This is a genomic window from Promineifilum sp. (SeqCode) (assembly GCF_041918635.1).
Lineage (GTDB): Bacteria > Chloroflexota > Anaerolineae > Promineifilales > Promineifilaceae > Promineifilum.
In genome coordinates, this window is record NZ_JAYRVJ010000457.1 from 1 (window position 1) to 7,654 (window position 7,654).

The 7,654-nt window shown below is 62.9% G+C and carries 7 protein-coding genes; 1 reads left to right on the forward strand and 6 read right to left on the reverse strand.

Annotation, left to right across the window (positions count from 1 at the left end; all coding sequences use genetic code 11):
• Window positions 1-142: 142 nt before the first annotated feature.
• From nuoL to ACE3UY_RS13955, 5 genes are all read right to left on the reverse strand, one after another.
• Window positions 143-2,398 carry an NADH-quinone oxidoreductase subunit L gene (gene nuoL / locus ACE3UY_RS13935; RefSeq protein ID WP_374688115.1) on the reverse strand — a complete coding sequence of 752 codons (2,256 nt, stop codon included), beginning with the start codon at window positions 2,396-2,398 and terminating at the stop codon, window positions 143-145.
• A gap of 79 nt (window positions 2,399-2,477) precedes the next feature.
• Window positions 2,478-2,786 (reverse strand): NADH-quinone oxidoreductase subunit NuoK, encoded by a 309-nt coding sequence (gene nuoK, locus ACE3UY_RS13940; RefSeq protein ID WP_374688116.1) that lies wholly within the window; start codon window positions 2,784-2,786, stop codon window positions 2,478-2,480.
• A complete protein-coding gene (locus ACE3UY_RS13945; RefSeq protein WP_374688117.1) occupies window positions 2,783-3,331 on the reverse strand; it encodes an NADH-quinone oxidoreductase subunit J in 549 nt (182 codons plus the stop codon). Before ACE3UY_RS13945 ends, nuoK begins: the two co-directional genes overlap by 4 nt.
• 78 nt (window positions 3,332-3,409) lie before the next feature.
• Window positions 3,410-4,741 (reverse strand): NADH-quinone oxidoreductase subunit NuoH, encoded by a 1,332-nt coding sequence (nuoH, locus tag ACE3UY_RS13950; RefSeq protein WP_374688118.1) that lies wholly within the window; start codon window positions 4,739-4,741, stop codon window positions 3,410-3,412.
• Window positions 4,742-4,744: 3 nt separating this feature from the next.
• A complete protein-coding gene (locus ACE3UY_RS13955; protein ID WP_374688119.1) occupies window positions 4,745-5,101 on the reverse strand; it encodes an NADH-quinone oxidoreductase subunit A in 357 nt (118 codons plus the stop codon).
• 289 nt (window positions 5,102-5,390) lie between these two features.
• Between ACE3UY_RS13955 and ACE3UY_RS13960 the strand changes: the two genes are divergently transcribed.
• Window positions 5,391-6,101: a response regulator transcription factor gene (locus ACE3UY_RS13960; protein ID WP_374688120.1), complete on the forward strand. Its 711-nt coding sequence runs from the start codon at window positions 5,391-5,393 to the stop codon at window positions 6,099-6,101.
• A gap of 55 nt (window positions 6,102-6,156) precedes the next feature.
• Here the strand turns inward: ACE3UY_RS13960 and ACE3UY_RS13965 are convergent, their stop codons facing one another.
• Window positions 6,157-7,323, reverse strand: a complete 1,167-nt coding sequence (locus ACE3UY_RS13965) for a hypothetical protein (RefSeq protein WP_374688121.1) — start codon at window positions 7,321-7,323, stop codon at window positions 6,157-6,159.
• Between the last annotated feature and the right edge of the window lie 331 nt (window positions 7,324-7,654).

Genomic DNA, 7,654 nt, shown 5'->3' on the forward strand with positions numbered 1-7,654 from the left:
GCGAATGGTGTCCTTCGCGTCGTCGGGCAGCAGAAAGATGACCAATGACGCGGCCACCGGGAAGAAGATGGTCAGAATCAGAAGGTTGTTGAGAATGACGTCCATAGTCTAGCCGCCAACCGTTTCATGCCGGCCGGTCATCTTAGAAGATGTTCCCCAGCCAACCGCTGTTGATTAACAGGATGACCACCGCCAGCGCCGTGGCAATGAAGACCGAGATGAGCGCGTACTCCTGCACCTTGCCCGTCTGCAAGTAGCGGAACTCGCGCGCGAAGCCCAGGAAGCGATCCTTTACCCAGTCCACGCCGCCGCTGATGACGACTTCCTCAAACCGCTTGAGGTAGCCGCCGATGGTGTAGAAGACGCGCGCCACCAGATGCAGAATCCCGTCGATAATACCCTTATCGACGATCTCATACGCCACCCGCTCCGAGAACCGCACCGTCGGGACGATGAAGAGCGTGTTGTACAGTTCGTCCCAGTACCATTTGCGGTTGAGGGCGCGGTGCAGCGGCCCCAGCGTGCCCACCATCGGGTCGGTCTGTCCGGCCGCCAGCGGCCGCCGCGCGTAGACCCACCAGCCCAGCGCCAGGCCGCCCAGCGCCACCACCAGCGAGACGATCAGCGGAACCCAACTCCAGGGGATGGTCTCGATGGCATGGGCGATCAGGCCCGCTTCGGCCAGTTCCTCGAACAAGTGGAAGTACTCCGCGCCCGCGTAGTGGTGGAAGAAGTTGTAGAAGATGCCGTCTGTCCCCAGGAAGCGGTCGGAGATGCCCGACCAGCCGGCGGTGACGGCGAAGATCGCCAGCAGGACCAGCGGCACGGTCATGAATGGCGTGCTCTCGTGGGCGTGCTCGGCCAACTCTGTGCGCGGCTTGCCCAGGAAGGTCAGGCTGATCTGGCGCATGGTGTAGAACGCCGTCAGCAGCGCGGCCACCGCCAGGGTGACAAACACCACAATCGCCAGCACCTTGCCATCGTGCGACCACTGATACCACGCCTCGGCGAAGATTTCGTCCTTCGACCAGAAGCCGGCTGTGACGAACGGGAAGCCGGCCAGCGCCAGACCGCCGATGACGAACGTCCAGAACGTCACCGGCATCTTGTGGCGCAGCCCGCCCATGTTGCGCATGTCCTGCGGGTCGTGATGGTGGTCGTGAACGTGCACCGCCCCATGCTCCATGCCGTGGATGACCGAGCCGGAAGCGAGGAAGAGCAGCGCCTTGAAGAAGGCGTGGGTGATCAGGTGGAACGTCGCCGCGACGTAGCCGCCCAGCCCGATGGCCGCCACCATGAAGCCTAGCTGCGAGATGGTGGAGTAGGCCAGCACGCCCTTCACGTCGTACTGCGCGACGGCGATGGTCGCCGCCATGAGCGCCGTGAACGCGCCAATGCCGGCGATGATCAGCCCGGCGTAGGGCGTCCCGTCAATACTGATGGCGATCAGCGGGAAGATGCGCAGCAGCATGAAGATACCGGCCGAGACCATGGCCGCGGCATGGATGATGGCGCTGACCGGCGTGGGGCCTTCCATCGCGTCGGGCAACCAGACGTGCAGCGGCCACTGCGCCGACTTGCCCACCGTGCCGGTGAACAGCAGCAGGGTCATGACCGCCAGCCCGCCGAAGCCAACGAGTTCCAGCACGTGCTCCAGGCTCTCCGCGGTAAACGCCTGACTGAAATTCAGCGTCCCGAAGGCCCACCAGAAGAAGACGATGCCCAGCATCATCACCACGTCGGCCACGCGCGTCGTCATGAACGCTTTCACCGCCGCGGCGCGCGGCGGGATGCGGGTGATCTCCTGGTGCTCCGGGTAGTTGCGCGCATACCAGAAGCCGATCAGCGAGTAGGAGCAGAAGCCCATCAACTCCCAGCCGATGAAGAGCAGTAGCAGGTTATCGGCCACCACCAGTAGCAGCATGGAGCCGCCGAACAGGCACATATAGCCGAAGAAGCGGGCCAGCAACGGCTCTTCCGTCAGGTCGTGCTGCGGCTCGCCTTTGTGCTTGCCCAGGCCGTGGCCCCAGTTGTGGTAGCCGACGCTGTAGACGAAGATCATCGTCGTGGCGAACGACACCATCAGGAGCATGATCGCCCCCAGCGGATCGACGGCCACGCCCGTATCGAGCCACTGCCCCTGGTAGTAATCGCCCAACGGTATCCAGCGCAGCGCGCTGGCGATCTGCACCGGATGCTCTTCCAGTTCGTGCAAGCCCTGGCCCAGAACCGAGATGGCTACCGTCCAGCTCATCACCAGCGAACTGATAATCGCCACCCAGGCGATGACCCAGCTGAGCGTCCGGTTGCGGTGGGCCAACAGCGCGATCAGGAAAAAGGCCGATATCGGCATGGCCGGGATCAGCCAGGTCAGGATAGTTAGTATCTGCTCGTTCATAGGCAGTTACTCAGTGGTCAGTTGCCAGTTGCCAGTTGTCGGCAGGTAATGCTGACAACTGACGACTGGCAACTGACAACTAGTTCTTCAGCGTGTCCAGTTCTTCCGCGATGACCGAGTCGCGGCTGCGATAGACCGAGATGATGAGCGCCAGACCGACGGCGGCCTCGGCCGCGGCCACGGTCAGCACGAACGTAGCCCAGACCAGCCCCACCGACCGATCCGGCGTCAGGTAGCGCCAGAAGGCAATGAGGTTGATGTTGACCGCGTTCAACATGAGTTCCACGCCCATCAGGATGGCGATGGCGTTGCGCCGGGCCATAACCCCGTACAAGCCAATGCAGAACAGCGCCGCGCTCAGCAGCAAAAACCATGACAGCGGAATCACAGGTTCTCCTCCTCTCCGCTCCGCGGCCAGGCGATGATGATCGACCCTACCAATGCCGCCAGCAGCAACACCGACGCCAGCTCGAACGGCAGCACGTAAGCGTCGGCGCTGACAAACGACCGCCCCATTCGCGCCACACTACTATCCAGCATGGCCGGGTCTACAACCGGCGCCCCCCCCAGCAAGTCGGCCCCCGGGGCCAGCGGGTAGAGCCGGGCGATGACGACGACCAGAATGGCCAGGGTGATGGCCGCGCCCACCAGCGCCGCGACGGCCTGTGAGTTGAACGGCGTCTCGCTCGTCTGCATCAGTCGCCGGGTCATCATGATGGCGAAGATGATCAGGATCGAGATAGCGCCGATGTAGACCAACAACTGCGCCATGCCCAGGAAGCCCGCTTCCAGGAGCACGTAGATGCCGGCCACCCCCAGGAACGACACCATCAGCGCCAGCGCCGCGTGAAAGATATTGCGCAACGTCACCACCACGATGGCCGAAGTCAGCGTGATGGCGGCGAGAATGAAAAAGATGATCTGCTGGCTCATAAATGCGCCTCAGTTCTCTAGACCTGACGGGCGAAGGCGTTGCGGCAACGCCGCCACCTGTCAGGTCTAGTGTGTTAATTAGTGGATCGGGATGACGACAGGCTCGCGCGCGCCCAGGCTTTCCACTTCCGGGGCGGCGGGTTCCTCGTGGCCGTGGCCGTCGCCGTGAAGATCGTAGACGCCGACGGCCGTCGCGCCCGTGCCGCCCCCCGCGCCGCCCTGCGCCGCCATGCGGTTGGCCCGCCCCCGCCGCCGCAAGATTTCCAGCGTCCCCGCGGCCAGGGCAAGGTTCAGGAGCAAATGAATGCTCATCCGCACCACCACGTTCGTCCCCTCCGGGATCAGTTTATCGACGATGGCGACGGCAAAGACCAGCACCAGCGACAGCGGAACGAGGAACTTCCAGTTGTAGTTGAGGATTTGGTCCACCCGCACCCGGGGCAGCGTGCCGCGTATCCAGATATAGACGAAGTAGACGGCGAACATCTTCACGAAGAAGGCGATCAACCCAATCAGCCGCCCATAGGGGTAGCCGTCCGAGCTGACCCAGTTCTCCAGACCGAAGAAGCGGTAACCGCCCAGATAGAGGGTGGCGAACAACCCCGACATGAACAGCGTGTTGATGAATTCGGCCAGGAAGAACATACCGAACTTCATGCCGCCGTACTCGATGTGGAAGCCGGCCACGATCTCAGACTCCGCCTCCAGCAGGTCGAAGGGCGTCCGGCCCGTTTCGGCCAGGGAAGAGATGTAGAAGATGAGCGCCGAGATGGGCGCGAAGAGCAGGAAAGGCAGCGATTGGGCGGCGACGATGTCCCCGGTGGACATACTGCGGGCCAGGATGATCGGCACCAGCAGGGCCAGGATCATCGGCACTTCGTAGCTGACCATCTGCGCCACCGCCCGGAAGGCGCCCAGCAGCGCGTACTTGTTGTTCGACCCCCACCCCGCCAGCAATAGCACCATGACCGACGCCGAGCTGATGGCCATGATGTAGAACACGCCAATGTTCAGGTCCTGACCGATGACCCCCGGCGCGAACGGCAGCACGGCCCACACCAGCAGCGCGGCGATGACGACCAGGATGGGCGCGGCATTATACGTCACCCAGTCTGCCCCGGCCGGGTGGATGACTTCCTTCACCAGCAGCTTGATCACGTCGGCGACCGTCTGCAACAGGCCGTAGCGCCCGCCCACGCGGTTGGGGCCAACACGGTCCTGGATGCGCGCGATCACCTTGCGCTCCAGCCAGATGAGGAAGATGACGATCAGCAGGCAGAACGTGGACACGATCAGCACGCCGCCGATGTCGATCAGGACTTCCGTCCCCGGCCCCGCGCCAAACTGGCGGCGGATGAAGTCGCCGAGGCTCAGCGAAATCAGGCTCTTTAGCAGGTCGAGAATATCCATGACCTATACCCACTCCAGCACGCCGCGGCTCCAGGCGTAGATCAGCCCGTCCGCCAGCAGGAAAATGAACAGCGCCGTCGCCCCGATCGCGAACAGATCGAGCTGTCCATACGCGGCGGCGATGGGGAATAGGAACACCGCCTCCACGTCGAACACCACGAAGACCAGGGCGTAGATGTAGTACTGCACCTTGAACTGGATCCACGTATCGCCGACCGTCTCGATGCCGCATTCGTACGTCTGCTGCTTGATGGGGTTCGGCCGGTGCGGCCCCAAAAGGCGGTTGAGCACCACCGGGGCCAGAGGGAATATAGGCGACAACGCCACGAAGATTCCGATGTATTGCCAATCAGCCAGCACAGTGGGTTCCTCTTCCTCTCTGGTTTGCGGAGCGTGATTGTGAAATTCGTCTCTTTTATAGCACATGCGGGTATTGGCGCAACAAATGACGCGGGCATTCTGGCCGCCGCGCCCAGACCTGATAGGTGGGCGGCCACTGGTACGCTGGTGGAAATGAGCTTTGTGACCACCCACCTGTCAGGTCTACATCACCCCGTTTGGCAGACCGCGCCTCTTGGTCTACCATAGTGGCTGCCGGCTCGAACACGTCTCGGGCCTACCTATATAATAGAAGGGCAGGTCACACCCTATGCTGGATTCCACCCCCGACACCCAACGCGTCCTCGTCGTGGACGACAACGCCTACACCCTGCGCATCGTGCAGTATACCCTGGAGCAGGCCGGCTATGAGGTCTCTACGGCCATCAGCGGCCCGGAAGCGCTGAAGCTCATCAACCGCCACGGCCTGCCCCATCTGGCGATTGTTGACCTGCACATGCCGGAGATGAGCGGCTTCGAGTTCTGCCGCACCGTCCACGACTTCAGCGACTTACCCGTGATTATGTTAACAGCCGTCGGCGCGGAGGAGACGATCATCGAGGGGCTGGAGGAACACGCCGAGGACTATATCGTCAAGCCCTTCAACGCGCCGGAGCTGGTCGCTCGCGTCCGCCGTGTGCTGGCGCGGATGGAGAACTACACCTACACCCTCGACTCGACCACACGCATCGACGAGCGGCTGATGATCAACTTCCCGCTGCGCGAGGCGCTGGTGGACGGGGAGGCGGTATCGCTGACGCCGACGGAGACAAAGCTGCTCTACATTCTGGTGCGCAACGCCGGCCGCATTGTGACGACCGACTTCCTGCTTGGCCGCATCTGGCCGCTGCAAGAGGCGCGCGAAGACCGGCTGCACGTCCACGTCCACCGCCTGCGCGGTAAGATCGAAAAAGACCCCAACAATCCGGACTACATCGTGGCGGAACGGGGGGTGGGGTATAGCTTTCGGTCAGCCGTTTAAAGACAGCGGTCAGTGGTCAGTAAGCAGTAAGCAGTGGATGGTCGCTGGCCACTGATCACTGGCCACTGAACTCAAACGCCTCGATAATGATCTCGACCTCCTCACCGTCGGTGGGAGGCGCGCCGTCGTTGAGCCACAGGTTAAGGCGCGCCTGGCTGTTGCCCGCTGGGGGCACATCGGAACCGGTGTACGTCCACTCGTAGATGAGGTTGGCCTCATCGGTCGTCCGCCCGCGGTAGCTGGCGAAATGTACCGCGCCGGGGCTCCAGGTGAAGCGGTGGGTCGAAACCGCTTCGGACGGCATGACGAAGCGCTGCAAATTCCCCGGCCGCGTGTGCGGCTGGACAACGTACTGCGCGTTGTCGTCTCGCGCCGCGACGCCCCAGCGGGCAAACTCGATGTCGATCTCGCGGTAGTTATACTGCGGCGCGGCCGTCTCCCAGGTGAACAGCCCCAGCACGATGTTGGGATCCAGCGCATCCACCGTCGTCGCCAGCGTGAAGGTGTAAGCGCCATAGCCGAAAGGTTGCTGGGTGTTAACCTCGGTCGAATACCAGCGGTTGCCGCGATGACGAATCATGAGGTGCAGGCGGCCGGCCTCATCCACCCACACGTCTCCGGCCGCGTCCGAGAAGTAGTTCGGCCCCGGCCCGACGGGCGCGTCGCTTGCTTTCACGTCCCAGGTATAATCGGAGAAGCGGATGGTGCGATCCGCCGGCGGGCGGTCCGCGATGAGATAAGCATAGTTGAACAGCGCGGCCGGCAGCGCTTGCGCTCCGGCGGATGATGGCGGGGTTCCGGCAGCCCGCGGCCAGAGGAAGGCGGCGAAGCGGGTAGCGTGCGCGTCGTTGCCGCCCGTCGTCACGTCGGTCACCCACCGGCCGTCATCGCCAATGGCCGTCAGTGGAGAGGAGAAGTACGGCTTGGTCCACCAGCCGCCGACGAAGATGTAGACGGCCATGGCGTAGTCGTCGTATTCGGCCGGGTCTAAACACGTGACGCGGCCTTGCAGGTTCTCGGCGCTGCCATAGGCGGGAATGTGGTCGAAGGCGACGGCCGCGCAGTCGCGGATCACCGGCAGATAGGCCGACGACGCGGCTGTTGCGGCTCCGGTTTCGGCAGGCGCGATTAGGTCTAGCGCCAGCACGAGCGCTCCGGCTGCCATGGGCAGCAGGGCGAGCCCGATCCCGAGTGGTTTCCGGCTGAGGGGGTTGATATTCACGGTTTACCTCCTTTCCTTGACACTGCCACAAACGCCCCATGTCCTACATGATACCTATCGCCCACTCTATCTGATTTGCGCTCTTTAGGCAGCTTCTAGGTTCGATGACACCACGTCAGACGAGTCCAAGATAGTTTCACCATCCGGGAGTGAGAGTCATGATCAAATGGGAACCCATGCTCTTCGTTGTCTGCCTGCTCGTTACCCGCAGCGCCTGCACGCCAACCACGCCTCCGGAGTCCGCCGTACAAGCGTTGCGGATCACCAATGCCGGCGCGGAAGACATCTACGATCTGATCATCCTGTTTCCGGGCGAGACGCCGGCCAAGAC

Coding starts and splice junctions, on each gene's coding strand:
- nuoL (WP_374688115.1), bottom strand. CDS start 2,398: ATGAACGAGCAGATACTAACTATCCTGACCTGGCTGATCCCGGCCATG.
- ACE3UY_RS13945 (WP_374688117.1), bottom strand. CDS start 3,331: ATGAGCCAGCAGATCATCTTTTTCATTCTCGCCGCCATCACGCTGACT.
- nuoH (WP_374688118.1), bottom strand. CDS start 4,741: ATGGATATTCTCGACCTGCTAAAGAGCCTGATTTCGCTGAGCCTCGGC.
- ACE3UY_RS13960 (WP_374688120.1), top strand. CDS start 5,391: ATGCTGGATTCCACCCCCGACACCCAACGCGTCCTCGTCGTGGACGAC.